Annotated in this window: 26 protein-coding genes; 2 read left to right on the top strand and 24 right to left on the bottom strand. The window is 42.3% G+C overall.

Features of this window, described 5'->3' with window-relative positions; translation table 11 throughout:
• Nucleotides 1-85: 85 nt before the first annotated feature.
• The 11 genes from GRQ40_RS06200 to GRQ40_RS06150 form a co-directional block, all read right to left on the bottom strand.
• Nucleotides 86-2014: a stage V sporulation protein D gene (locus GRQ40_RS06200; RefSeq protein WP_066147132.1), complete on the bottom strand. Its 1929-nt coding sequence runs from the start codon at nucleotides 2012-2014 to the stop codon at nucleotides 86-88.
• A gap of 150 nt (nucleotides 2015-2164) precedes the next feature.
• Nucleotides 2165-4378, bottom strand: a complete 2214-nt coding sequence (locus tag GRQ40_RS06195) for a penicillin-binding protein (protein WP_066147129.1) — start codon at nucleotides 4376-4378, stop codon at nucleotides 2165-2167.
• Nucleotides 4379-4384: 6 nt separating this feature from the next.
• Nucleotides 4385-4744, bottom strand: a complete 360-nt coding sequence (ftsL, locus tag GRQ40_RS06190; RefSeq protein ID WP_066147127.1) for a cell division protein FtsL — start codon at nucleotides 4742-4744, stop codon at nucleotides 4385-4387.
• 29 nt (nucleotides 4745-4773) lie between these two features.
• Complete coding sequence (gene rsmH / locus GRQ40_RS06185; protein ID WP_159719577.1) at nucleotides 4774-5706, bottom strand: 16S rRNA (cytosine(1402)-N(4))-methyltransferase RsmH; 933 nt, start codon at nucleotides 5704-5706, stop codon at nucleotides 4774-4776.
• 262 nt (nucleotides 5707-5968) lie between these two features.
• Nucleotides 5969-7597, bottom strand: a complete 1629-nt coding sequence (gene bshC, locus GRQ40_RS06180) for a bacillithiol biosynthesis cysteine-adding enzyme BshC (RefSeq protein ID WP_159719576.1) — start codon at nucleotides 7595-7597, stop codon at nucleotides 5969-5971.
• Nucleotides 7598-7753: 156 nt separating this feature from the next.
• Complete coding sequence (locus GRQ40_RS06175; RefSeq protein WP_044746601.1) at nucleotides 7754-8140, bottom strand: DUF3397 domain-containing protein; 387 nt, start codon at nucleotides 8138-8140, stop codon at nucleotides 7754-7756.
• Nucleotides 8133-9029: a 2-dehydropantoate 2-reductase gene (locus GRQ40_RS06170; protein WP_159719575.1), complete on the bottom strand. Its 897-nt coding sequence runs from the start codon at nucleotides 9027-9029 to the stop codon at nucleotides 8133-8135. Before GRQ40_RS06170 ends, GRQ40_RS06175 begins: the two co-directional genes overlap by 8 nt.
• A gap of 106 nt (nucleotides 9030-9135) precedes the next feature.
• Nucleotides 9136-9729: an RsfA family transcriptional regulator gene (locus GRQ40_RS06165; RefSeq protein WP_044746603.1), complete on the bottom strand. Its 594-nt coding sequence runs from the start codon at nucleotides 9727-9729 to the stop codon at nucleotides 9136-9138.
• Nucleotides 9730-9797: 68 nt separating this feature from the next.
• The gene (locus GRQ40_RS06160) at nucleotides 9798-10565 is read right to left on the bottom strand and encodes an enoyl-CoA hydratase/isomerase family protein (protein WP_139788079.1); all 768 of its coding nucleotides are present in this window, start codon (nucleotides 10563-10565) and stop codon (nucleotides 9798-9800) included.
• Nucleotides 10566-10832: 267 nt separating this feature from the next.
• Nucleotides 10833-11006, bottom strand: a complete 174-nt coding sequence (gene rpmF, locus GRQ40_RS06155; protein WP_044746604.1) for a 50S ribosomal protein L32 — start codon at nucleotides 11004-11006, stop codon at nucleotides 10833-10835.
• Nucleotides 11007-11071: 65 nt separating this feature from the next.
• Nucleotides 11072-11587 carry a YceD family protein gene (locus GRQ40_RS06150; RefSeq protein ID WP_044746605.1) on the bottom strand — a complete coding sequence of 172 codons (516 nt, stop codon included), beginning with the start codon at nucleotides 11585-11587 and terminating at the stop codon, nucleotides 11072-11074.
• A gap of 147 nt (nucleotides 11588-11734) precedes the next feature.
• On the opposite strand from GRQ40_RS06150, the gene GRQ40_RS06145 reads away from it, so the two are divergent.
• Nucleotides 11735-12952 (top strand): nucleotidyltransferase, encoded by a 1218-nt coding sequence (locus GRQ40_RS06145; protein ID WP_159719574.1) that lies wholly within the window; start codon nucleotides 11735-11737, stop codon nucleotides 12950-12952.
• Here GRQ40_RS06145 and GRQ40_RS06140 read toward each other — a convergent pair.
• From GRQ40_RS06140 to GRQ40_RS06120, 5 genes are all read right to left on the bottom strand, one after another.
• The gene (locus GRQ40_RS06140) at nucleotides 12931-13950 is read right to left on the bottom strand and encodes a SepM family pheromone-processing serine protease (RefSeq protein ID WP_159719573.1); all 1020 of its coding nucleotides are present in this window, start codon (nucleotides 13948-13950) and stop codon (nucleotides 12931-12933) included. The two genes, GRQ40_RS06145 and GRQ40_RS06140, sit on opposite strands and share 22 nt — an antisense overlap.
• Nucleotides 13947-14735, bottom strand: coding sequence for a patatin-like phospholipase family protein (locus GRQ40_RS06135; RefSeq protein ID WP_080860921.1), 789 nt, complete (start codon nucleotides 14733-14735; stop codon nucleotides 13947-13949). Before GRQ40_RS06135 ends, GRQ40_RS06140 begins: the two co-directional genes overlap by 4 nt.
• Nucleotides 14736-15559: 824 nt before the next feature.
• Nucleotides 15560-16057, bottom strand: a complete 498-nt coding sequence (gene coaD / locus GRQ40_RS06130) for a pantetheine-phosphate adenylyltransferase (RefSeq protein WP_066147113.1) — start codon at nucleotides 16055-16057, stop codon at nucleotides 15560-15562.
• A 5-nt stretch (nucleotides 16058-16062) separates the two neighbouring features.
• Complete coding sequence (gene rsmD, locus GRQ40_RS06125; protein WP_080860923.1) at nucleotides 16063-16626, bottom strand: 16S rRNA (guanine(966)-N(2))-methyltransferase RsmD; 564 nt, start codon at nucleotides 16624-16626, stop codon at nucleotides 16063-16065.
• Nucleotides 16627-17002: 376 nt separating this feature from the next.
• On the bottom strand, nucleotides 17003-18400 hold the full coding sequence (locus GRQ40_RS06120) for a stalk domain-containing protein (RefSeq protein ID WP_159719572.1): 1398 nt from the start codon (nucleotides 18398-18400) through the stop codon (nucleotides 17003-17005).
• A 163-nt stretch (nucleotides 18401-18563) separates the two neighbouring features.
• Between GRQ40_RS06120 and GRQ40_RS06115 the strand changes: the two genes are divergently transcribed.
• Nucleotides 18564-18953 carry a DUF7147 family protein gene (locus GRQ40_RS06115; RefSeq protein ID WP_044746612.1) on the top strand — a complete coding sequence of 130 codons (390 nt, stop codon included), beginning with the start codon at nucleotides 18564-18566 and terminating at the stop codon, nucleotides 18951-18953.
• A 51-nt stretch (nucleotides 18954-19004) separates the two neighbouring features.
• Here the strand turns inward: GRQ40_RS06115 and GRQ40_RS06110 are convergent, their stop codons facing one another.
• From GRQ40_RS06110 to GRQ40_RS06075, 8 genes are all read right to left on the bottom strand, one after another.
• On the bottom strand, nucleotides 19005-19292 hold the full coding sequence (locus tag GRQ40_RS06110) for a YlbG family protein (protein ID WP_044746613.1): 288 nt from the start codon (nucleotides 19290-19292) through the stop codon (nucleotides 19005-19007).
• Nucleotides 19293-19315: 23 nt separating this feature from the next.
• Nucleotides 19316-19765: a YlbF/YmcA family competence regulator gene (locus tag GRQ40_RS06105; protein ID WP_066147107.1), complete on the bottom strand. Its 450-nt coding sequence runs from the start codon at nucleotides 19763-19765 to the stop codon at nucleotides 19316-19318.
• Between the two features lie 104 nt (nucleotides 19766-19869).
• Nucleotides 19870-20271 (bottom strand): hypothetical protein, encoded by a 402-nt coding sequence (locus tag GRQ40_RS06100; RefSeq protein WP_066147105.1) that lies wholly within the window; start codon nucleotides 20269-20271, stop codon nucleotides 19870-19872.
• Between the two features lie 37 nt (nucleotides 20272-20308).
• Nucleotides 20309-20542, bottom strand: coding sequence for a YlbE-like family protein (locus tag GRQ40_RS06095; RefSeq protein WP_044746615.1), 234 nt, complete (start codon nucleotides 20540-20542; stop codon nucleotides 20309-20311).
• Between the two features lie 12 nt (nucleotides 20543-20554).
• On the bottom strand, nucleotides 20555-20944 hold the full coding sequence (locus GRQ40_RS06090) for a YlbD family protein (RefSeq protein WP_066147103.1): 390 nt from the start codon (nucleotides 20942-20944) through the stop codon (nucleotides 20555-20557).
• A gap of 582 nt (nucleotides 20945-21526) precedes the next feature.
• Nucleotides 21527-22555, bottom strand: coding sequence for a CAP domain-containing protein (locus GRQ40_RS06085; protein WP_080860933.1), 1029 nt, complete (start codon nucleotides 22553-22555; stop codon nucleotides 21527-21529).
• Between the two features lie 94 nt (nucleotides 22556-22649).
• Complete coding sequence (locus tag GRQ40_RS06080; protein WP_159719571.1) at nucleotides 22650-23075, bottom strand: CBS domain-containing protein; 426 nt, start codon at nucleotides 23073-23075, stop codon at nucleotides 22650-22652.
• A 128-nt stretch (nucleotides 23076-23203) separates the two neighbouring features.
• Nucleotides 23204-23668, bottom strand: coding sequence for a LysM peptidoglycan-binding domain-containing protein (locus tag GRQ40_RS06075; protein WP_159719570.1), 465 nt, complete (start codon nucleotides 23666-23668; stop codon nucleotides 23204-23206).
• Between the last annotated feature and the right edge of the window lie 95 nt (nucleotides 23669-23763).

The following is a 23763-nucleotide window of genomic DNA, read 5'->3' as shown; positions in this document are numbered from 1 at the left end:
CAAGCAGCCAGCAAAAACAAATGAATGTTTCGCTGACTCCCTCGCGCAAAAATACCAATCACAAACGATACGCTTATTCACCGGCTCAACGAAGGCTAGATTTCGTGCCCAAATATACGCGAATCGTTGAGCCTTCCTTCACCTTAACCCCCGGCTTCGGTGCTTGATCAATGACGACATCGCCTTCTCCACTAACATCTAATTTTAAATCAAATAGCTGTTGTTGCAAGTCATTTTTTGTCAAACCTGACAAATCTGGAACTTCCACCATTTTTGTATCATTCCAAGCAAGCTCTTTTTCAATTTGTCCTTTCCGTGGTTTTACACCGATTGTACGCAAACTATCTTCCATAATTTTCCCTACAATTGGCGCAGCAACCACTCCACCGAATTGAACCGTTCCCTTTGGATGGTCAACCGCTACATATACAACCAGCTTTGGATCATCGGCCGGAGCAAAGCCAATAAAAGACACAATATAGTTATCTTTCAAATAGTGACCATCTTTCGCCTTTTGCGCTGTTCCCGTTTTGCCGCCTACACGATAGCCTTCCACAAACGCACCTTTTCCCGTTCCTTGAGCAACCACACTTTCCAGTGCATAACGAACTTGTTTCGATGTTTCCTCGGAAATAACCCTTCTTTTTTCCTTCGGGGTATTACGGCTGATCACCTTTCCGGTTTCCGGGTCCACCCATTCTTTAGCAATGTAAGGAGTATATAAAATACCGCCATTCACAGCAGCCGAAACAGCAGCCACTTGTTGGATCGGCGTAACTGAAACCCCTTGGCCAAAAGCTGTTGTCGCCTGTTCAACAGGTCCTACATTTTTTAAATCAAATAAAATGCCGGTCCCTTCTCCTTGTAAGTCAATACCTGTCTTTTCTCCAAAGCCGAACGCTTTAATATACTCAAACAACTTCTCTTTTCCTAGTCGCTCACCAAGCTCGACAAAACCCGGGTTGCATGAGTTTTGCACGACCTCTAAAAAGGTTTCAGAGCCGTGTCCCCCTTTTTTCCAGCAGCGCAATGTGGCCCCGGCGACTTTGACATAACCTGGATCATAAAAGTGATCTTTTAACAGATTCACTTTTTTCTCTTCAAGAGCTGCTGCCAGTGTAATAATCTTGAATGTAGACCCCGGTTCATATGTGCTCCAGACCGGCAAATTGCGATTATAAATTTCCGATGGCACATTGCGATAGTTCGCTGGATCAAACGTAGGACGGCTCGACATCGCTAGCACTTCGCCTGTATTAGGATCCATAACAATCGCAATAATGCCATCTGGATTATATTTCGTTTCAGCGATATCTAATTCTCGTTCTACAATCGTTTGAATACGCGAATCAATCGTTAGCTTTAAATTTAATCCATCCGTTGGCGGCGTGTAGTGATCGGCCATATTCGGCATTCTCTTTCCTTTTGCATCCGAATAAAACTCAACAGAGCCCTCCTGGCCTTTTAGTTCTTTATCATAATACAGCTCAAGGCCGGTTAAACCTTGATTATCAATTCCCGTAAAGCCAAGCACATGTGATAAGTAGCTGCCGAACGGATAATACCGCTTCGTATCCTCTGCAATATAAACGCCTTTTAAATTCAATTCTCTAATTTCTTTTGCTTTCTCATTGGAAATTTTTCTTCCTTCAGGAATCCGTTCGATCAATGTTTGTTTTGTCACATGCTTATACGCTTCCTCAACTGGCATATTTAGGGCTTTGGCCAGCTTTTGAGCTGTATCTGATGGATTTTCAACCTGTCTTGGTATCACATAAACAGTTGGAGCGCTCATATTAGTTGCTAGCGGAACGCCATTGCGATCTAAAATCTCTCCACGCTTCGGTTCAAATGGAATATTTCGGCTCCATGAATTTTTGGCTTTTTGCGCCAATGCATCTCCAATGAATAATTGGACATACCCTAAGCGAGTATCAATAATCGCAAAAACCAGCACCCCGACCAGCAACACAATGGCAAGCCGTTTGCGAACCGTAACATTTGAAACACGCATACGATGGGAACCTCCCTTATAATAGGCTCGTTCCACTATATGCTTGTACGTTTATTTATAGAACGCTTGAAAATGGATGATATGACACCTTTACTGCACAGGCTGAAAGAGAAGCTATTTGAGTTTCGACTGTCTTGAGCATCATCATTTTTAATCAACCGGCTGCTTTTTCTTTTCGTCCTTCTTCTCTTTTTGCTGGTTGATCCGATCCTTCCATTTGTCCGGTTCAGCTAGCTCAACAATTAAATAGTCATTCGCTTTGACAACCGTTTTTGGTCGAATGCTTTGTGTAATGACATAACCGCTCCCTTTTATGCTCGGATTGAGCTGCAGCAGCTCGGCTGCTTTCATGACATCACGCAATGACCAGCCATTTAAATCTGGCATCGTAGCTGTTCCATCCGTTTTTAAAACGACACGTTCATGAATGATCGTTTCGTCTCCTGCTGAAGGAAGCTGGGCTGCTATTTTTTCTCCATTTCCAATCACGACAGGCTGCAGCCCCTTGGCTTTCAAATCTTGCACGGCTTCATTCACCGGCCAGCCATGATACGACGAAAGTTCTATTCCTTTTTTACTAGAAGTCGTTTTCTCTGTTTCCTCCGAAGCAGGACGGATATTTAAATATTGCAGACTATTTTTCATCACACTGTTAAAAATCATCGAAACAGGTGCGGCTCCTGTTTCTGTATAGGAAAGCTTTGGCTGTTGAACCGCTACATACATTAATAGCTTTGGATCTTCCTTCGGCGCCATTCCTAAGAAAGAGAAAATGTAATTTTCATAGCCTGTCAAATAACCACCTTTTGGAGATGGAATTTGTGCCGTCCCCGTTTTTCCGGCTACATGGTACCCTTCAATTTGATAAGGACGGCCTGTTCCTTTTTCTGATGTCACAACCGTCTCCAGTATATCCAACACCTTCTCTGAAGTTTCCTTCGTAATCGGCTCTCCGACGACCTCTGGCTTATTTTGCATCACCACTTTTTTCGTATCCGGATCGATAATGCGGTCAACAATATACGGCTTCATCATTTTTCCGTCGTTCGCAATCGCTGTAGCCGCCTGAATTTGCTGGATCGGAGTGATGGATGTTCCCTGTCCAAACGCGGTTGTCAGCTTTTCAATGGGATATCGATACAGAATATTTCCTATTCCTTCTCCCGGTAGGTCAATTCCCGTCTTTTCATGAAAGTGGAAGCGATGCAAATATTGCAAAAAGCGATCCTCTCCCAACTTTTCCTTAACGAGTTTTGCAAAGGCTACGTTTGAAGAGCGCTGAACGCCTTCATTAAACGTAATAACACCCCATCCTACTTTATTATGGTCACGAATCTCATTTTTTCCCACTCGATAAGATCCAGAGCGATAGAGCTCATTCCCGTTATAAACGCCTTCATTAATAGCGGCCGCCAAAGTAAACACCTTCATCGTCGATCCCGGTTCATAAGGATAAGAAATCGCATCGTTTAAGTAGTTGGTAATGTTGCGCTTATTCGGATCAAAGCTTGGTCTTGTTCCCATTGCCAAAACCTCTCCTGTTTTCGGATTAACGACAATGGCAATGATTTTTTTCGGCTTGTATTGCTTTTCGACTTGATTCATGGCGTCTTCTAAAAACGTTTGGATTTTTTGGTCGATTGTTAAATATACCTCATCTCCATTATCCGGAGGAACAATCTTTTCTTTTGTATCCGGCAGCCGAAATCCTTCCTTATCACTTTGATAAAAAACATAACCATCTTTTTCATGCAAATAGCGGTTTAAGCTTTTTTCAATTCCCATTGCTCCTGCTGTTTTGCCCGTATCCTCTTCTTTTTGAGCATAACCGATTACATAAGAGGCGAATGTGCCGTTTGGATAAAATCTTTTCGTGTCACGAATGAAGCCGATTCCCGGCAGTTTGAGCGCTTCAATCTTTTTCTTGAGCTCATAACTGATGTTGCGCCCTTGTGCCCCAAACTCTACCTGCTTTGCCTTTTTAGTTAAGATGCTTTTAACTTCGCTGACCTCCATATGTAACAGCGGGGCTAATTTTTGCGCTGTCCTATCAGGATCCACTACATGTTTTGGATCTTTAGGATCGGTCGTCATCTTTGGATCAAGCACCGCTACAAGAGTATATGAAGGGGTATCTTCCGCCAGCACTTCTCCATTCCGATCCAAAATGGTGCCACGCTTAGCCTCGATGGTCCGCTTCTGCTCATATTTTTGCTCCGCCTTTACTGCCAAGACCTGTCCGTCTGCCTTGCCTGTTGTCTGCAACTGAACGAACCGAAAAAGTAACACAAAAAAGAGCAGGCTAAATATTCCAAACAATAATGCCGCTCCTTTATGCGTATTCTTATGCTTTTTGTAAGCCATCGTCCATCATTCCTGTACAACCTTTACGTTATTTTCGTTTAATGTGAGGCCTAGCTCCTTGGCTTTCTCCAAAATCCGTTCATACGTGCTAAGCTGCTGGACTTCTACATACAAATCATTGTTGCGCTTTTTCTGCTCATCCATTGTCCCTTCAAGTTGCTGAATATGCTTATTGACTTGATAAATCGTGACTTGATTGGAAATGATTTTGACAGACGAATAAAAGGCAAATAGCAAGAACGAGAATAAAACGATTTTCTCGCCAAGCGTGAGGCGAAGCTTCAACTTTCGTTTTGGTTTCGCCTGCGGACGGACCGATGAATGCTGTTGTTGCTTCTCTTGAACTTTGACAGCTGTATTACTCACATTTTCCCCTCCTTAAAAATTCTGTCCTTTTATAGCTTCTCTGCAATGCGCAGCTTGGCAGAACGTGCTCGATTGTTTTCCCCTATTTCCTTTTCTGAAGGAATAATAGGCTTTTTGGTAATGATCTTTAATTTTGGACGATATTCTTCTGGAATCAATGGCAATCCGGGAGGGAGCTTGGGCCCTTCACTCGCTTCCTTAAACGCCGTTTTGCAAATGCGGTCTTCTAACGAATGAAAGGTGATCACGCTCACTCGTCCTCCAGGTTTCAACAGATCAATCGCTTGAGTAATCGCTTCTTTAAATGCTTGCAATTCATCATTGACCGCAATACGTATAGCCTGAAAAATTCGTTTGGCCGGGTGTCCTCCGCTTCTTCGGGCTGGCGCAGGAATCGCTTCTTTTATGAGTTCCACCAGCTCCCCGGTCGTCTCAATGGGCTTCTGCTGCCGGAATGCTTCAATTTTTCTGGCGACTTGTTTTGAAAATTTCTCCTCACCATATTGGAAAAAAATATGTACAAGCCGTTCATATGGCCAGTGATTCACAATTTCATATGCAGTGAGCGACTCCTCTCGATTCATCCTCATATCGAGCGGTGCATCATAATGATAGCTAAAGCCGCGTTCTGGCGTATCTAATTGCGGGGAAGATACTCCCAAATCAAATAAAATTCCATCCACTTCGTAAATGCTGTGTTCAGCTAGTTTTTCCGCTAAAAAGCGAAAATTGCTTTTAATAAATACGACCTGCTTCTCATACTGCGCTAATTTTCTTTTGGCATGCTCAATCGCCGTTGTATCTTGGTCAAACGCGAACAGCCTTCCTTGCGTCGAAAGCTGCGAAAGCAAGTATTCGCTATGTCCGCCGCCGCCAAGCGTACAATCGACGTAAATGCCGTCCGGATTGATTCGCAGGCCATCTACTGTTTCTTTTAATAAGACTGTTGTATGCTTAAACACAGCCTCACCACCTTTTTCATGATGTATGCTCTATGTAAGTAGCCGTTTATTTATTATACAACAAAACAAAACAATTTTTTAGGCTTTTTCTGTAAAAATACGTCTATTTCCGCATCTTTTTGTCGCATTCCGTCTACCCCCCTCCAATCAAAACAATCGTTCGCTTTTCCACCTGATTTTCTTGAATTGTTTTTCTCTGTACTATTCTTGTCCCCCAAAAAAAATCCTGTACAAAACAGGATTTTTCGTTCGACTCTTTCTGTTATAGATATACAATTTTATGCAAACCATTCCATTTATATTTGACATTCATCAGACGTTCGACAAAATCAAATCCGTATTTATTAATGTAATAAAAAATGTTCCAGACTCGCTCTTGTGGCGCTTGATTCGGGAACAGCGACATTTCAATGCGGGCAAATTTGCGCAGTTCCACCTCATATTTTCTCTCAATCGAGCGATGCAATGTTTGGTGAAGAAAATCGATCTGTGATTGAATAAAAGCGGCATTTTTCGCCAATACATCCGTTAAACCGCGATCAATCTCCACCCCTATCTCCCTCAGCGGCCGATGAATTTCTTCAATTTCTTCTTTAGCACGGGCAATCATCTCATCAAGCGGGTATTGGACTTGACGCGCGTACCATTCTGATTTAGCTTGCTCGATCTGTCCTTGCAACACATCAAACACGGTCATTCCAACTTCACGCAAATCGGTGTCAATCGAACGCTCGACAAGTGTAATATTGAATCTTGGAACAACAGGCGGCATCGCATAACCAAATAACGAAAACGCTTCCTTTAATTCTGCCCAATACGCAATTTCCCCTGGACCAGCGATAAAGGCGAGGGTTGGAAACAAGAATTCCTGCATAAGCGGTCTCGTCACCACATTATTGCTTAGCTGATGCGGTGAGCGTTTCGCCATTTGCAATAGCTCTTCCTTCTTCCATACGATCTCATTTTTTTTGCTTCGGAAATATTCTCCATTCTCCTCTGCTTCCAGCAACAATCTTTCCTTTCCGTCATAGTAAAAGAGATTGGCTGATCGCGGATGAATATCGAGCGTCTTGCGATATCCCAGTTCTTCCAATCGTTTTTGCTGGTATATGACTGCTTCTGTTACCTCACTGTAGCGTTCAATCAGCGATGCAAAAAATTCACTTTCAACGACTCTTAGCGATTCATCAGCTGCATTTACGACTACAAGTCCTTCTGAAGCAAATAACCGGAGAACAATCTGGGCAAAGAAGTCCACAAAAGTATTGGCTTGCTCTACACAATTCTCTAAAAAATGGAGCAGTTTATCTGTCGTTTCTGTCTCTCCATACGTTTCTATCACTTGCTGAATCCATTCGATACAGATTTGCCGATCAATCGGCAATTGAGCAACCATTCGCTTTTCCCGCACTGCATGCGGATATGTATGCTTTTTGATTTTTCCTTGATCAACTACATAAACATGATCCACTTCTGCAATATCGTGGTCTTCTCCAGCCATCCAAAACACCGGCACAACCGGAACTCCCAATTGCTCCTCCTGTTCTTTCGCTAGTTGAATAATGGACATCATTTTATAAATGGTATAAAGCGGACCGGTTAGCAACCCCGTTTGCTGTCCTCCGATGACAACTACGCTAGATGGATTCAACAGTTTTTGAATATTGGCCATCGTCCGTTCACTCGCCTGGAGCGCTTGATGATAAGAAAGCAAATGATCCACCAATCTTTGGCGCGGGTACGTTCGCCTGCTTAGATCGCTCAAGCGCTTTGCAAATACGTCCTCCGCGCGAACGTCGTATGCAAATCCAGCATCCATTGGAAACGTTCCCGCTATGTAATCCGATGCTAGCGACGTCGTCGCTTGTAAAGGAAATTCATATATCTCCATACTTGAAAACTTCCTTTCTTATTTCTTGGTTTTATCAGCACTAAAAATCAAGATATTTCGCTATATCAGGAGATTTGTTTCGTTCTTTTAAGAAGCGAACACTCATGAGTATAGCATTCTTTTCTCCAAATGAAAAAATATGCGCTCACAGCTATTTTATATGTTGTTGACGATTCTTACCAAAATTCCATATCCAAGCAATCCAAAGTAAGCAAAGAAAAATAATAAAAAGCTAAATCGCCAAAATAAACGAAAAACAGTGGCAATATGTAAGTCCCCTTTTTTCTGCCAATATCCTACTGCAAACAATATATTAATTATAATGAGCAAAATGACCATAGGCCACCAATATGATTTTCCCCAAATGGCTTGAATCAAGAAATGAACCGCAATGATAAAAAAGATCGTTGAGATATTGATCGCTGTATAAAATGACTTTTTCTTTTTTTTCGTTAATTTTCTCGTTACCATATAAACGACAAAAAAAGCAAGCAGTGGCATTGTGACAAAAGCTGCTGCTATATGAGCAACCAAATTACCCATTAAATCCCCTTCCTTCCATCCCTTTTACGGCGTTCATTAAAAATTGGCAAATGGGCGTTTGCACACCTTTTTCTTTACCTTTGGCAATCACATATCCCAAAATCGCTTCAATTTCTGTCATCCGCCCATTTTCGAGATCGCACAGCATCGAGGAACGGTTATTAGCTGTTCGTTCGCATATCCGGACAATCCGCTCCCGCGCTTCGTTCTCATCAGGCAATGACAACGCTAAACATATTTCCGAAAATAGCAATTCCATCATTTTTTTATATTCTTTCGTTTTTACCAATTCTCCATTTGGAACACGTAACATCGCTGTTAGCGGGTTAATGACAGCATTGACAACGAGCTTATTCGTCAGCAACTGCTGCCAATTATGTTCAAATTCGATCGGAAAATCGGAACTAGAAACATCCAACAGTTGCTTTAACGGCCCGGTATCCCCCTGAAATAAAGCAATGGAAATCTTTCCAATTCCCGTATGTTCAACAGTCCGGTCATCCTTTTTAAACGCTCCGTGTTCAACGGTGCCCACGGCAATACACTGTGCTTTAAGCTGAGATAAAAGAGAGACATGCCCCATGCCGTTTTGCAAAAAAACAAAGGCCCCCCCATCTGTCCACTGATTGCACAGCTCGATTGCATGAACCATATCATATTGCTTAACGGTAACAAAGAAAACATCCGCTTGCATCTTTTCATATCCAGCTGCCCATGCACGGATCGGCACGATTCGTTCATCGCCATTCTTTATCATTCGCAAGCCTCGTTCATTAAGAAGATCCGCTTGCGTTTTCCGACGCGTATAAATCGTTACCTCGCATGTGCTCGATAAATAAGCTGCAATTAATAGCCCAATCGCTCCGCCGCCGATAATCCCTATTTTCATCTCGATTTTCCTCGCTTTCCATTCATACACTCCTGCGACTATTTTATCAAATTACGAATCGACCCGTTAATAGAAAAAGCTGATCTCAAAGGATCAGCTTTTTCTATTACTTTTCAATTTTTTCGAGATTGCCATTTCGGTCCATTTGGAACTTTACTTTCGATGTTTGCTCTTCTTCAAGTATCACCATTTTTCTCGCTCTTTCCATAATTCCAATAAACGTTTTGTAATCTTCTTGGACCGCTTTTAATTCTTTTTGCAGACGCTCTTTTTCTAGCTGCAATTTGGTAATCATTTGCTGCAGTTGTTCCATATCTCTTTTTAACGCGCGATTTTCATCCATCACATGCTGATATTGTGCGGAAGATTGTTGATATCTTTGCAAAAAGGCAATGATATCCTGCCATGTCAATTTCGCTGTTTTATCCTCTCCTTGCCCCGCTTCCTTTTGAACGAGCTGCGTACGTTCCTTTTTTACTTCTTTTCTCTGTTTTTTCGCTAGCTCAATGGCTTCTTTATATTGTTTTCTCACATAGGAATTCCAACGAAAACCGCAAGCAGCAGCTGTTCTCGAAAGACGCCTGCCTACTTCCTCAAACGCTTGCAGCTGCGTCCCTCCTTCACGAATATAGCGCAATACTATTTCTGCCAATAATAAATCCTCATCCTGCGTCCATGCATCTTGTCTTACACTCGTCATGGTTCCTTCCCCCTAGTCGCTTTTTTCAATATATGTATGCGACTAGTAGAAAAGATAGAAGAAGAATATTACGATCGATTCAAAAAAGTTCGCACTGCTTCTTCATGCTCATCAGATTCCCAAAGCACGGCACATTGTTCAATTTCCGCAAAAAAACGACCTCGAAACTCTTCTGTTTTCCATTTTTGAACAGCAGCTTGCTTATAGGCGCGAAGAACAGGGGCAGACTGCGCCAAATACGGCTCAAGCAACTTCCGACACTCTTCTTTTATTTCTTTATTTTCCGAAATTAATGAATGAATCCATCCATATTCATGCAATTGCTCAGAAGGCATACGTCTCGCTTTTAATAAAAGATCGAGGGCGTGCGTATAAGGAAGCTTTTCGAAGAGCATCGTCGCTCCTCCCCATCCCGTCGTAATTCCTAACGTTCCTTGAATAAAGCCTGCTTTGATTCCTGTCTTTGCATAGCGAAAATCACAGGCCGTTGCAAGTTCACACCCGCCGCCGACAGCTGATCCATTAAGCAAAGCAACTGTCGGTTTAGAAATCGTTAACAAGGAATACAAAATCGCGCCCATTTTTGAAAGCATTTGATACGCTTCTTCCTTTGTATGTAAACGATGGAATTCACTTAAATCCCCGCCCGAACAAAAAGCTTGCTGGCCGGCACCTGTCAGCACCAACACCTTTACTTTATCATTTTCTTCCACAAGGCGAATCGTTTCTTGTAAAGCATCCATCACTTCATAATTAATGGCATTTCGTTTTTCTTGCCGATTAATAGTAAACCAAACGATGCCATCATCATCTCGTTCTAGCAAAACCGCACTCACTTTTCTTCCTCCTTTACTCTCATATTTATGTTAGCCACTTTTTCTTATTTTCCTTCTGCTCTGCACAATAAACCTCTGCCACCTACACTCTGTTTAGGGGGGAGAGAATATAAAAAAGAGGCTCTTGTCACACCATCCCTATGTAACCGCTTAACTTTACGTTTTTCTACAACACCGGCAAAGCAAGCATTTCACAATAGCCACGTGCCCCATGCTCTTCCATGAAAAAACAGGCATAAGGATACCCTTATGCCTGTTTTTTCATGATTATTTGTTCACAACTTCTTTTCCTTTGTAAGTTCCGCAAGACTTGCAGACGCGATGAGCTAATTTCATTTCACCGCAGTTTGGGCATGCAACCATGCCTGGAACTTGCAATTTGAAATGTGTACGGCGCATTCTTTTTTTCGTTTTCGATGTTCTTCTAAAAGGTACAGCCATTCTTTCCACCTCCTTAAACAGGATTTAGAAGTTATGATGAAGGCCGGATCAAGCCGGTTCTTCGCTTATTCTTCCTTTTTATCAAAAAATTTCGCCAATCCAGCTAGACGAGGATCAATTTTGTTTTTAGCCTGCTCCTCAGTAATAACCTCCCAACCAGCTCCGGATTGTGGTGCTCCATCTTGAATGTTTTCCTGCTCTGAAAATATTTGCATGGGAATTTCAAGCAAAATGAGCTCTTTCACAATCGGCAGCAGGTCAACCGCATCTCCTTGAACAAGGTGCGTTTCTTCATCCGGATGAACATCATAGTCGTTTAAAAAAAACGTTTCGGTCGTATGGATCGCAAACGGATAAGAAACATCAACCAACGTCCGGGAGCAAGGCAATACCATTGTCCCTTCAATCGTTAAATGAAAAGTAAACTTAGTAGCACCGATATCTGCCCGTCCTTTCACACGGACAGGGGAAATATCGCGGATCGATGGCTCCATCTGTTTTAAATCGGAAACATCGACCATTTCATCCATGACAAGCCCTTTTGCTTGCAGCTGATGAAGCTGATGAATAGACCATTTCATTAAAATCACCTCAAGGCAACAAAGAAAATTATACGTTTCGTTTCCCTGTTTGTCAATATTTTTTCTTTACAGTATAATGATTGTCAGTTTACATTCAATGTATCACGTTTTGATCAAAAAAACAAAATTTCAAGCGGGGAGGCAAAAATGAAGGCAGTTGGAATCGTCGTTGAATATAATCCGTTTCATAACGGACACTTGTATCATCTCCAAGAAACGAAAAAAAAGACAGGCGCTGATTGTGTCATTGCCGTTATGAGTGGCAACTTTCTGCAAAGAGGAGAACCAGCGCTCGTTTCCAAATGGGCTCGCACATCTATGGCCATCTCAGCTGGTGTCGACCTCGTCATCGAGCTTCCTTATACATTTGCCGTCCAATCAGCAGAACGGTTCGCCACTGGAGCTGTCGCACTGCTTGATGCATTGTATTGCGCCGAGCTTTGTTTTGGGAGCGAAAATGGCGAAATTGAGCCGTTTCTTCAAGCGGTCCAAACGATCAAACGGCAGCAATCACGGTACAACCAATCCATTCAGCAAGCTCTCAAAGACGGTATGAGCTATCCACAAGCAGTCACATATGCTTGTAGACAGCTTGAGATGAAGGAAATCGATTTAGCTCAACCAAATAATATTCTCGGTTTTTCCTATGTGAAAGCGATTATCGAGCAAAAGAGCGCGATGGTTCCCCAAACGATTCAACGGATCGCTTCCGGATATCACGATGAAGTTTTTTCTCATCCGTGGATCGCCAGTGCAACGAGCTTAAGAAAAGCACTAAATGGAGCGATTGAAGCGCTTGAACACATTTCGCCCTATATTCCCTTCTCTACCAAAAAGGCTCTTGAGAAATATTATGCAGTATATGGCACATTCCATCGTTGGGAGCCATATTTTCCGTTTTTGAAGTACCGCATCATGACAAGTGAAGAAAGCGATTTACAAAGCATTGTCGGCGTAGATGAAGGCATTGAGTATCGACTCAAACAGGCCATTACAGAAGCCGAAACATTTGAGCAATTTCTCCATTCTGTCAAAACCAAACGATATACATGGACTCGTTTACAAAGAATGTGTGTCCATATTCTAACCCATTTTAAAAAAGAGCAAATGAATGGGATCAAAAGCCCCTCTTATATTCGTCTGCTTGGCATGAGTGACAACGGACGCCTCTATTTGCAAATGATAAAAAAACGGCTTTCGCTGCCGCTTGTAACAACCGTATCACGCCTGCAAAAGGATGTGATATACCAGCAAGAAAAAAAAGCGGTAGCTGCTTATACCGCTATTTTTTCCGAGACTACTCGCATTCAAGCACTTAAAGAGGAATATGCGACACCTCCTGTTCATTTCAACTCTTGCAAATAACGAAGGGCATCAGAAAACGTGTCGACCGGAACAATTTTCATCTTTGTTCCGATTTTTTTTGCCGTTTTGACAGCTTCGCGATAATTCGAGTTTTTCGCTCCCTTCTCGTTTGGAGCAAAGAAAATATCGGCACCAGCTTGATCAGCAGCCACAATTTTTTGCGATATTCCCCCAATAGGGCCAACCTCACCATTCATGTTGATGGTGCCGGTTCCAGCGATCTTATATCCCTTTGTAATATCTTCATCAACAAGCTGATTATAAATTTCTAAAGAAAACATCAGTCCTGCAGACGGCCCGCCAATTTTTTCTGAATCAACGCGAACGGAGGGCTGCGTCGTAATATGATAATCGGTCATTGGCGAGATACCAAGTCCGATTTGCTTTGGTTCTTGCGGAAATGGTGCCAACGCAATCGAGGCTGTCTTTTCTTTTCCATTTCTTTCCCATGTAATCGAAACGGAATCTCCTTTTTTCTTTTGCCGCACATATTGGATTAATTGTTCTGCTGTCCCAATTTCTTTTCCACCTACACGAACAATGCGGTCTCCCACATGCAAAATATGCGCTGCTGGCATTCCATCGACAAGGCTCATGACATAAACACCATTCGGACGATAAGAAACAGGTTTATGGGCATGTTTATAGGCGACAACAATCGCAGATTCTTTTGACTCCTTCATTAAATGGAGCTGTCGAAGGGTATACTCTTCATCCGTTTCCCCTTCTTGCTTGATTTCCTGCAATGGATAAAGCTCGTAATACGGACGGATATGAGCAAGCAAGTAATAGGCGATATTCGCTCGCCCCATTCGCACAGTTGTCAGCATAAAGCTCCCTTGATCCTCATCGCCTTGATCAACGTGAACGAGCGGTTCTAATTTTTGGGCTGTACCCGGCATCGTCACATAATACGGAAGCTGCACAAAAATAAAAAGCAGGCTAGCTGCTACCCCAATTAACAGTGAAATAATATAGGCTCTTGCTCTTTTTTTCATTTATGATGTTGCTCCTTCCATTTCGCAATTGCTTCACGGATTCTAGGAATTTGCTTTCGCGCCTCTTCTTCCCCGATTTCAATAATTTCTTCAATATGAGTAAATGCTCGAGAGCTATATTGCTCTACACGCGGACGGATCATAACATCTGAAGCAAATTCACGATGACGGACAAGTTCATCTTGGAGAATATCAATGCTTTGCAAAATGACATCAAAAATCGAGGAGATGGCATCAGTTACCTTTACATGAGAGACATCGACGCCAATCACGACATCCGCTCCCATCGTGCGCGCTACCGAAACTGGAATGCGGTCAATGACGCCCCCATCGACAAGCATCCGACCATCGATGGTTTCAGGAACAAAAATTCCCGGAATCGAAATACTGGCACGAACAGCATCCGCTACCACGCCGCTTCGAAACACCACTTTTTCGCAGCGCTGAAGATCTGTTGCTACAATGGCAATCGGAATCTGCAACTCCTCAATTTTTTTCCCTTTTGTTACCAACCAAATAAATTCCTTTATTCTCTTTCCTGCAATAAGCCCCATTTTCGGAATCGTCACATCAATGTAGTCGTTTCTGCGGAAGGCCTTTGCTAATTTGTATAGGCGCTCGACCCCTAATCCGCTTGCATATAACGCCGCGACAAGCGCCCCCATGCTGCTTCCTGCTATGTAATGAATCGGAATCCGCTCTTCCTCCAACACTTTAATAATACCAAGGTGCGCAAAGCCTCTTGCTCCTCCGGAACCTAGCGCTAAGCCAATTCTCGGTTCCATCCCCTTTCCTCCTTTTGACTCTTCCATCTCTTTCAGCCTCAGCTTCCCCTTGCATATTTAATTTATGTCGATCATACGTAAAAATGCTTTTTATCGCTCATGTGTCGAGACCACTTGCTTTGATCTTGAAACGATTTCTCCATCGCCATATGCCTCGCTTTACTTCCTGTGGACAGCAGCAAATCCCGTATGCCAAGCGAACCGCTCTCTGAACGTCGTTACGCCATACGAAAACTACATCGAGCAACTTGACATGTGAAGGGAATTGGCGTTGCTCCAAGCTTCGCCGCGCATCCGTGTGACAAAAAAGCGAGTCACGGGATTCTTCCAACTATGGATTTTTACAGCTACCGCTCGTTTCATTTTTAAGGTGTTTATATCGTTTCTATCCATCAAGAATTCTCTATTATTTTACTATGATAAGCGAACAAGAGAAAAGCTATGAGCATTTATATAGAGAAAGTCGCCTCCCTTGTGCCGCTTTCTCAATCGGAACTTATCTATTTCGTCTACTAGCTAAAGCGATTGCATTCGATCATGATCCGTTTTCGGTTTATATCGATATAGCTGTTAAGCATGACAAGCAACTATGTATAAAGATGAAACGTACCGTCCATTCAAAGGCTGACACTCATTTTTTCGACAACTGGAGGCAAGTTATACCGAAATAGGGCCTTTGTCCCTTTATAACTAAGCTAGCCCCAGACGACCGATCTCCCATCCGTCTTCAAGATTGTATGGACATAGCAGCTTTTTACGGCCATAATAAAGAGGCTGACTGAAGCAAGGACAATTCCTTTTCAGTCAGCTTTCTTTTTACAAGACTATTGCTGCGATAAAAAAGAATGAAATTTTTGGCGAAGCGCTTCTTCGACAATTGGCGGTACCAGTTCAGAAATGTTGCCGTTATATTTTGCCACTTCCTTAACAATACTTGAGCTTAAAAAAGCATACTGGCTATTCGTCATCATAAAAAAGGTTTCAATATTCTCATCAAGTACGCGGTTCATCGACGTAATTTGCATCTCATACTCAAAATCGGAGACTGCCCGCAGCCCTCTTAAAATAGCGTTAGCCTTCTTCGTACGAGCATAATCAATAAGAAGACCGTTAAAAGATTCGACCATAACATTTTTAAAAGGCTTGACCACTTCTTTCAACAGCTCTATTCTTTCTTCAACTGAAAACAGCGGCTTTTTTGACGAGTTATTCAAAACCGCAACATATACTTGATCAAATACCTTCGCTCCGCGGCGAATAATATCTAAATGTCCATATGTAACCGGATCAAAGCTGCCCGGACAAACAGCAATGCTCGCCATGAAACCTATTCCCCCTTCTGTGTATAAGCGTAAATAGAAACAGCGGTAATGCCGTAAACTTCGTGCTTTATTCTCACTAAGTTTCCGATTCTGTCAGGAAGCTCAATATCATGCGCATGCTCCGCAACAATAAACCCATTTTTCTCCAAAAGAGAATGCTCATCAATAAAGGAAATGAGCGCCTGCAATTTTTGCTTCTTATAAGGTGGATCAAGAAAAATTAAATGAAATCGCAGCTGACGTTTTATAATCGCTTTTAATGCTCGCTCTGCGTCATTGCGATAAATTTCTGACTGTTCTTTCAACCCGCACGCTTCTACATTTTTGCGAATCGTCTGGACCGCTTTTGCGTCATGATCGACAAAAATCATCGAATGCAAACCGCGGCTTAGCGCTTCTATTCCCAATCCGCCGCTTCCTCCGAATAAATCGAGCCCGATTCCTCCTGAAAAATAAGGGCCAACCATATTAAAAATCGCTTCTTTTACTTTATCTGTCGTCGGTCTTGTCGACATGCCTGGAACCGCTTGCAATACTCTCCCCTTACACTTTCCAGAAATTACTCTCATGATGCCTCACCATACTTCAAACATTTCTTTCCCTATCCTATCACAAACGTGCTAACCGTTTCCAGTCGTTTTTATCCCCGCGTTTTTGCAAAAAATAAAATAGGATGTATACAAATTCATTCATTGGTCATACTGATTAATGGCAACGTCCATATGGGTGTTGTTGCCAATCACGGAGAAGACTTACGTTTCCCCATAAGTTCTTCCTCCGGTTTCTCCTCTCCCTTTTCCTTTAGCTTATGCGTTCCTTTTCGATGCGCAGGAACAAATAAGCATAAAAGGCCCTGCAGGAAAACTGCAGGGATTTTTTTATGATATGAGAATTGATATATGACTCTTTTTTAAAGAAACCAAGCGCCATCGGTGAGCGCTTTTCTTATGAGCCATGCACATAAATATTTTGAGAGCTTGTCCAAACCTCGATGGAAAACCAGTGCTGAATCATATCTGCACTCATGTATAAAGTACCATTTAAATCATGGATGATGATGGAGGGCATCCCAAATTGATCGTTTTCTTTCATGTAAACAGGTGAATTGACAAAAAAACGCCAACGGTTGCTGCCCTTTTCAATAAATACAGCATCGCCGGACTGAGTAACGTGATAGCCAAGTTTCTCCATCACTTCTTTAAACGGCAATAGCAACTCACCGCCTCGCAAAACGGCTTTTCCTTCTTTCAAAACCTTGTCATTTACATATAGATTTCCTTCATTAGTAAACACGAGATCAAGATTTTTTTTGGCTGTTAATAAATCAGCAAAATAAGTCGTCTTCCCTAAATGAGCTTTTGTTAACGCCTTATCCAGCAAAGCCGGAGTCAGTTTTTCTCCTTTATGCTGCAAAATAGTGGAAAGAAACTCTTGTCTCTCTTCTTCCGTTAGATTTTGCTGAAACTGCTGCAGCACCGCTTTTGCCCGAGAGGTGGTCGCTGGCTTCTGAAAGGTGAGGGCTGTCAATAAATCTGCGAGCCACTCGTTCATCAAAGCATTTGGTGCAAAATAAGAAGCATAATAGGCCCGCATATATTGTTCACGAACAGCAGAAAGTGATCCCGATTCCGGTATGACAACTAACACGGGGGATATGTGCTGATCGTTCTGTGGCGATTGTACAATCGTCAAGGATGGGACGTCTGCCCATTTTTGCAGCTTTCCATTCCCCATTGGACGCTTTCCATATACTTCAATGTCACCATCTACTTGCCTTGGCAGCTCAGAAGGATAAAAATAAAGCGGAAATGATAGCAAATTCGCTTGCGACCAAGAGTAAAGGGTGAACGCTTGCTTCTTGATCTTCGCTTCGAGCGGAGCCCCGGCTATCCACATTCCATCTTTCGTCGCATAATCGACAAACTGCACATGAAATTTCTGTGTTTGCTTTGTCACAAACATAACAGACCAATGTTCAAGCCAAATCGTTTTCGATATCGGCAGCGGAATCATGTATTGCATAATCAGCCGTTCATGTTCTTTTCCTTCAATAGACGACGCTCCAGCATTCAAGCCGTTCTGCATGTTTTCTTTATCTCCGAATCGATATCGAAATTGCTGCGCTTCCTTTGGTACAACAATTTCATACGATTGATTCTTTAGCCCATCAACCGTTTGCGTAATTTCTAGACTCCCCTCTTCATGTCGAATATCAATGGAATGAACCAGCGGTGCGTGATCGTTGATCTGATTACTTTTTTCATAATCTCGCCATTGCATATAAGCAGTGCCACCGCTTATCCCTAAAAAGATCATCATCATTAAAATGGCCGTTCGTACCATGCTGCGATCCCTCATTCGGTTAGTTTCTTACAATATTTACTACACATTAAAGATATCAAAAAAACGCTAGAATTTGTATAAAAATGTCGAAATTTGTTTATCTTTTTTGGAAACAATGGTAAAGTAATAAATTGGAGAAAAACAGGGAAGGGGGGAATCCTACATGATTCAGCGATTTATTGAACTTGGAGAAGGGTATTCAGATATTTATGAGCTCATTGAATTAGCCAAAGTCAACCAGCACCGCCTATCGGGACTTTTTGCCTTTCACACCGTTAAGCATGGACAGCCGGTTACATCCTTAGTCGTTGTGCTTCATCCAACAGATCCAGGCGATTTTCAGCCTTTGTACATTTGCCGCGAAGGCATTCCAAATCCGTCAGTCAAACCAAATAAGCGATACGATCTGTTTGCCGAGTTAGCAAAAGAGCTCAACCTTGAGATTATCCATCTTGAAGTAAAACCATCCACTTTTTTCGCGGAGGTAGAGCTCTATTATCAGCATTTGATTGGCATTATGCGAATGAATCGTTTCATTCCGCCTCTGCAGTAATTACAACGTCAATCAATAAAAAGCGGCTGACTTCAAGTACAAAGTCAGCCGTTATTCGACCGTATAGCCCAGCTTGTAGCTTTGTTCTTTTTCCTTCTCACCGTCTCCTTTTGACTCAAACTCCATCTTCAAAAACGGACGATAGGAAGGTTCCACTTTTTTTACAAATGGCAAAGAAGCGATCTTCTTCATAAGAACATCCGCCTCTTCCATATTGCAGTACAGCACTGCATATTTCAAGCGCTTCGATACATAATGAATGTTGCCAAATTTGCGTAAATGCTTACTATGCTTCAATGAGTATAGCCAAACAATGATTCCTTGACGTTTCCGAAACATACTCTTAATTCCCCTTTGACAGATTACGATCGGCAGCCGCAGCTTCCTCCTGTGCCACATCCGCCTGAACAGCCGGATAAAGCAGTAAAATACGGATTCCCTGTCGGTACTTTCACTTGTTCCGATACAGCTCTTCCAATAAGCACACTCACTTCATCTAACAATTCTTGCAGCTCATTTTCCGCTTTTTTGAATGCGGCAATGCTATCATGAAAGTCTAATTTTCGCTTAATTTCGCGTATTTCCTTCATCACTGTTTGGTAATCTGGATGGTACTTTCCAAAACGCTGTACTTCTTCATAACGCTCTTTTATGGCTATAAACTGCTTAATCAGCTGCTGTGCCACACGGTCATTTTTTAAACGCTGCCAACAGCTGCGGTAATATTCCGCCGCCGCCGACTGAACAATCATTTTTCCTAACGATTCGGCTTTATTTAAAATCTCGAGCCGTTCGAGCGTTGCAATCATCACTTTGTATAAGCACCTCCATGTTATCATCATATCATGAGAACAGTCTAGAAGAAAAGCAAAGCGCAGAACAAAAAAATAGTCTGACTTACCCGCCAGACCTTCCATTATGGAATATTCACTTCAAATTCGCTTGATACACCATATTTACTTTCATCATCACGAACAAGCTCAAGACGGATCTGATGCTTTCCTGATGGCAGCCCTCTTAAAACAAAAGCAGCTGTAAATACTTCATTTATTTTCTGTCCATTTAAATATACATTAATGTGTCCATTGCCATGAGCTTTGTCACCTTTAGTAAAGGAAAAATGATCGACAACGCATTCAACCAATACATCTTTTCCTCGCATTTCATGCTTAACATGCATCGTCTGAGCTGCTGGGGCTTGCATGGAAACAGCAGCCGAGACCTGCTGCATCGTTTCAGGCTGCGGCTTATGATTAACGCATGCGGTCAAAGCCGCTATCGCCAAAACCATCGCTAGTTGTTTTAGTTGCAAAGACATCACTCCTTTAGGAGTAGTCTTTGCATTTTTTTTTAAATTACTCTTGCATCCCTTGGAACATATTGAACATAAGTGCCGCCATTTCCAGAGAATTAGCTATTTTTTCCACTTTTTGCGGCAATGTTTGTTCATAATATTCTTTCGCTGCTGCTTCGAATGCTGCCACTTGATTTGGATCACGCGATAATGTTCGGTACCATCGCGGTTGCTCGCGAATAAATGCCTGAAGCATTTTTTTAGAATGAATGTATTGAACAAGTTCTTTTCTCATCAATCGCAACCTCTAATCTTTGCGGAATGAAAACGGATGATGCTCGCGCGAAACCGTTGACGACGGCTGTCTCATTCCTTGTAACTGTCCGATCATACTTTGAATAGCAGAAATGGCTTGTTGAGCACTTGAAATATGCTTCTGCACCTCATTCGGATCCATATTTTTTAACGTAGCTAAAAGTTTATTGATAAATGGATGATGCTCCCCGTCTTCCTCTGCTTGCTTTACTTGCTCCGCTTTGTATTCATTCCAGATCTCATCTTCTTCGCCAAACAAATACCAATCTTCATAAAACTGCTTCCACGTTTTTTTTCCGTTTCTTACTTCTTGAATGATTTTAGGATGCTTTTTTACAAACTGTTTAAACTGTTCCACAGAAGGATGTAGATTCTTTTCCATATCCCTTCTACCTCCCCTTTACTTACCTAACATATACTATTCGACTAAGCGAATATGGCGTGCGCCCATTTTTATCTAATGGAACAGATGGATCTCTCACACCTATCCCCCGTTAAAAGGAGAGCTTCTCGGTGGAGTATGTTCAACATGCGGGTTACGCCATGCTTTTTCTTTTTTGAATTGTTTTGGTTCAAGCGGAAAGGTACTTAGCCTTTTCCTATTGGAGCTTTCTATAAATTTAGATTGAAAAATCGACAGAATGAAAAACGTTTCTAATGAACGGAAAAGAACCACTGAAAATGGTTTTCGAAGGTTGAAAAAGAAACTGGCCTTTATTAAAATACAACTTTAATTCGCCAACATTTGTCCTCAAATGAGCGAGCCGTGATTTGATTTTGCCGATCGGGCAACCGAATAACGCCGCTTCCTGACCAATAAATTGGTCAGGAAGCGGCTAGTTGTTCGCTCATCAATCATCCGGGACAAGTCGATGACTGGACTCCGACCGTCGCTTCCCTTATAAAAATTAGGGTGAAAAAGAAAAAAAGTGAACAGCCATCACTTGCATTATAAAGTCATTGCCTAATTCGTCGAGACTTCCCATGGTTTCAGAAAATCTTGGGTATAATATTGTCCTGACACGCCAACACCAAGATGAGTAAATTGCGGGCTAAGCAGCGTGTCTCGATGGCTTTTGCTGTTGAGCCATCCTTTAACAGCCGCAATTGCATCTATATATTGGGCCGCAATATTCTCACCAGCGATTTGAAACGGGATATGAGCCGCTAACAAGCGTTTTTTTAGATCACCATAAGTCGGAGACTGATGAGAAAAATAATGGTTTTCGTTCATATCCTGGCTATGCGCATAAGCAGCCTCCGCTGCTTTATCGTGCCAACGCAATGGTGCAACCTTATAGCGGCTCCTAATTACATTGGTAATCTCAAAAATTTGCCTTGCATTCGCCGTCTCTACTTGCTTTTGCTCCACTAAAGATAAAGGGCGTGCTGTCGGCAGCTCTCCTCGGTACACTAGTTCATACGGTCGCAGTTTTACCAGTGTTTCCCCATCCATAATTCGAATGCCTGAAATCGTTTCATTAAAATGATCAAGATAAAATTGCACATAGACATCATTTAAACGAACGATGGGCTGGATCGTCATATCTTGTTCCGATAGTTCAAAACGGTATGTTCCCGTACGGAGGGATACTTCCAGCGTTGAAGATACGGGAATCCGCTTAAATAACTGCTGCACAGGCTGACCAATTCGAAAAGGAGAGACATCTACCTGATCACCGCATATAAAGACAGTGACAACGCGGCCATTCAGCACGCCAATTTGTAAATACGTACTCGCTTGCTGGTTGTAAATCCACCATTTGTAGTCATAAGCTGAGGCGTCCACTCGCGTTGGTTGTCCAAACTGCTTTTTTATTTGCTCTTCTGTCTTGCCAATCAAAGACAATGCTCCTGTCATGATGACCGGTTGCTTTTCAAGCTGCTGCTGACTTTCTTTTTGTGATGATGAAGAATTTAACGGAGGGATATGGGTAGGGAAAAAATACAAAAAGCTAATTAATAAGATAAAAAACAGAAAAAACCATTTCACTAGGCAGCCCACCTTCATACAATCTCTTATTGACATTATATCCTGTTTTGTCTGCAAAAAAAACGAAACCCCTTATGAAAAAGGGATTTCGTTTTTAATCGACAATATGTTGCTTTGAAATAGAGGTCAATGCCTGACCAGCACTTTCATCCGAAGCTTCGTTTGTCGCCAAGTCTCCAAGAGAGATAATGCCGATCAGCTTATTATGTTCAACAACCGGCAAGCGACGAATTTGCTGCTTAGCCATTTGCTGTGCTGCCTCTTGAACAGATAGGTCCGGCGATATTGCCATGACATTTCGCGTCATCACTTCGGTTACTTGGCTAGATCCTGGTCGTTTTTCTGCGATCCCGCGAACAACAAGGTCACGGTCGGTCACCATTCCAACAATCTCACCGTTTTCTACTATCGGTATCGCTCCAACATTCAGATCCCGCATTTTTACCGCTGCTTCAAACACGTTATCAAGAGGCGTGCAATAATCCACCTGTGTTGTCATCACTTCACGTACCGTTTTCATGGTTTTCGTCTCCTCCTATTTTCTATTTTCCAATCAACATTTGCATCCAATAATAGCCATACGGGCCGCCCTTTGCATCCCCCACTCCAATCGGTGTATACTCCTTGTTGGAAAGATTAGTCCTAAGACTATCTATCTAAGCGCTGACCTCTTACCGAGTCGAGTATCACCACTACAGCATTTTCTCCTGCTGATCGATCGCTAATTCCAAAATGATGGATCATCGTAAATGATGATTTACACACATATGAAAAATAATTTTTATCTCTCATGTCCACCGATTTATATCGTGCGACACCAGCCAATTCCCAATCAGTCTGCAGTGGACGCAAACAGCATTTTGCCCTCTGCTCGTTTGTTAAACGGATCACTTCACTTTCCGTTTGTTTGGCACAATCTAAAACGCAAATATCTCTGGGATCCATAAGCGTCGGGTGAAAAAATGGCGGATTGACAGCCATCTTCTCTGACAATCCAACTTTGTAACGAACGGCTATTTTCCACAAACTATCCTCCGGTTGGACCACATAGGTCGTCGTTCCTTGCTCATGAACGCTAAGTGGTATACTGATAGTAAAAATCAACATACTCATCAGTAAAGATATCCCGATTTTTCCGTGTTTATCTCCCTCCTTTGCTTTTTAGTTTCACCAAAAAAAATAAAAAACGACGAATATCATAAAATTTT

The organism is Anoxybacillus sp. PDR2, assembly GCF_009834045.1.
Lineage (GTDB): Bacteria > Bacillota > Bacilli > Bacillales > Anoxybacillaceae > Anoxybacteroides > Anoxybacteroides rupiense.
The sequence above is the reverse complement of the archived record's forward strand: the minus strand, read 5'-3'. Positions and strand labels throughout refer to the sequence as shown.

Bases quoted from the DNA above. Each gene is read 5' to 3' on its own strand.
- GRQ40_RS06200 (WP_066147132.1), bottom strand. From the start codon at position 2,014: ATGCGTGTTTCAAATGTTACGGTTCGCAAACGGCTTGCCATTGTGTTG.
- GRQ40_RS06195 (WP_066147129.1), bottom strand. From the start codon at position 4,378: ATGGCTTACAAAAAGCATAAGAATACGCATAAAGGAGCGGCATTATTG.
- bshC (WP_159719576.1), bottom strand. From the start codon at position 7,597: ATGGAGATATATGAATTTCCTTTACAAGCGACGACGTCGCTAGCATCG.
- GRQ40_RS06175 (WP_044746601.1), bottom strand. From the start codon at position 8,140: ATGGGTAATTTGGTTGCTCATATAGCAGCAGCTTTTGTCACAATGCCA.
- GRQ40_RS06170 (WP_159719575.1), bottom strand. From the start codon at position 9,029: ATGAAAATAGGGATTATCGGCGGCGGAGCGATTGGGCTATTAATTGCA.
- GRQ40_RS06165 (WP_044746603.1), bottom strand. From the start codon at position 9,729: ATGACGAGTGTAAGACAAGATGCATGGACGCAGGATGAGGATTTATTA.
- rpmF (WP_044746604.1), bottom strand. From the start codon at position 11,006: ATGGCTGTACCTTTTAGAAGAACATCGAAAACGAAAAAAAGAATGCGC.
- GRQ40_RS06150 (WP_044746605.1), bottom strand. From the start codon at position 11,587: ATGAAATGGTCTATTCATCAGCTTCATCAGCTGCAAGCAAAAGGGCTT.
- GRQ40_RS06145 (WP_159719574.1), top strand. From the start codon at position 11,735: ATGAAGGCAGTTGGAATCGTCGTTGAATATAATCCGTTTCATAACGGA.
- GRQ40_RS06140 (WP_159719573.1), bottom strand. From the start codon at position 13,950: ATGAAAAAAAGAGCAAGAGCCTATATTATTTCACTGTTAATTGGGGTA.
- GRQ40_RS06135 (WP_080860921.1), bottom strand. From the start codon at position 14,735: ATGGAACCGAGAATTGGCTTAGCGCTAGGTTCCGGAGGAGCAAGAGGC.
- coaD (WP_066147113.1), bottom strand. From the start codon at position 16,057: ATGGCGAGCATTGCTGTTTGTCCGGGCAGCTTTGATCCGGTTACATAT.
- rsmD (WP_080860923.1), bottom strand. From the start codon at position 16,626: ATGAGAGTAATTTCTGGAAAGTGTAAGGGGAGAGTATTGCAAGCGGTT.
- GRQ40_RS06120 (WP_159719572.1), bottom strand. From the start codon at position 18,400: ATGGTACGAACGGCCATTTTAATGATGATGATCTTTTTAGGGATAAGC.
- GRQ40_RS06115 (WP_044746612.1), top strand. From the start codon at position 18,564: ATGATTCAGCGATTTATTGAACTTGGAGAAGGGTATTCAGATATTTAT.
- GRQ40_RS06110 (WP_044746613.1), bottom strand. From the start codon at position 19,292: ATGTTTCGGAAACGTCAAGGAATCATTGTTTGGCTATACTCATTGAAG.
- GRQ40_RS06100 (WP_066147105.1), bottom strand. From the start codon at position 20,271: ATGTCTTTGCAACTAAAACAACTAGCGATGGTTTTGGCGATAGCGGCT.
- GRQ40_RS06095 (WP_044746615.1), bottom strand. From the start codon at position 20,542: ATGAGAAAAGAACTTGTTCAATACATTCATTCTAAAAAAATGCTTCAG.
- GRQ40_RS06090 (WP_066147103.1), bottom strand. From the start codon at position 20,944: ATGGAAAAGAATCTACATCCTTCTGTGGAACAGTTTAAACAGTTTGTA.
- GRQ40_RS06080 (WP_159719571.1), bottom strand. From the start codon at position 23,075: ATGAAAACGGTACGTGAAGTGATGACAACACAGGTGGATTATTGCACG.
- GRQ40_RS06075 (WP_159719570.1), bottom strand. From the start codon at position 23,668: ATGAGTATGTTGATTTTTACTATCAGTATACCACTTAGCGTTCATGAG.